The 585-nt window shown below is 62.9% G+C and carries 2 protein-coding genes; both read right to left on the bottom strand.

Annotated elements, in window-relative coordinates:
- On the bottom strand, positions 1-236 hold a 236-nt coding region (locus A5696_RS23675), incomplete at its 3' end, for a WXG100 family type VII secretion target (protein WP_067883426.1).
- A 50-nt stretch (positions 237-286) separates the two neighbouring features.
- Positions 287-583 carry a WXG100 family type VII secretion target gene (locus tag A5696_RS23670; RefSeq protein ID WP_066914021.1) on the bottom strand — a complete coding sequence of 99 codons (297 nt, stop codon included), beginning with the start codon at positions 581-583 and terminating at the stop codon, positions 287-289.
- Between the last annotated feature and the right edge of the window lie 2 nt (positions 584-585).

The following is a 585-nucleotide window of genomic DNA, read 5'->3' as shown; positions in this document are numbered from 1 at the left end:
CCGGCGCTCTGCACCTTCTGGCCGTGGGCGTTGGCCTGCTCGTAAATCACCTGGAAGTTACGACCCAACTGGGTGATGAACTCCTGGCAGGCCACCGAACCGGCGCCACCCCAGAAGTCACCAGCGGCCAGCACATCGCGGACGATGGACTGGTGCTCGGCCTCCAACGACGCGGCCTGGGCGCGAATCGTCGCGCCGTGGGCGTCGACGTCGCCAAACTGGTAATTGATGGTCATGTTTACGTCCTTTCAAGTCTTGGAAGTTGTTGGACGACAGCGCCGTTGGGCTAGCTGCCGAGGATCTGCTGCGAGGCCTGCTCTTGCTGCTCGTAGTTGTTGGCGTCGCGGATCAGCCCGTCACGCACACCGTGCAGCATGTTCACGATGTTGCGGAAGGCCTGATTCATCTGACCCATGGTGTCGTAGGAGGTCGCCTGCGCCTGGCCACTCCAGCCGGCACCGGCGATGTTCATCGACGACGCCCACATCTTGCGGGCCTCGTCCTCAACGGTCTGCGCGTGGACCTCGAAACGGCCCGCCATCGCCCGCATCTCGTGCGGGTCGGTCATAAAACGTGTTGCCATGT

It is taken from the genome of Mycobacterium sp. E2699, assembly GCF_001666745.1.
GTDB lineage: Bacteria > Actinomycetota > Actinomycetes > Mycobacteriales > Mycobacteriaceae > Mycobacterium.
The sequence above is the reverse complement of the archived record's forward strand: the minus strand, read 5'-3'. Positions and strand labels throughout refer to the sequence as shown.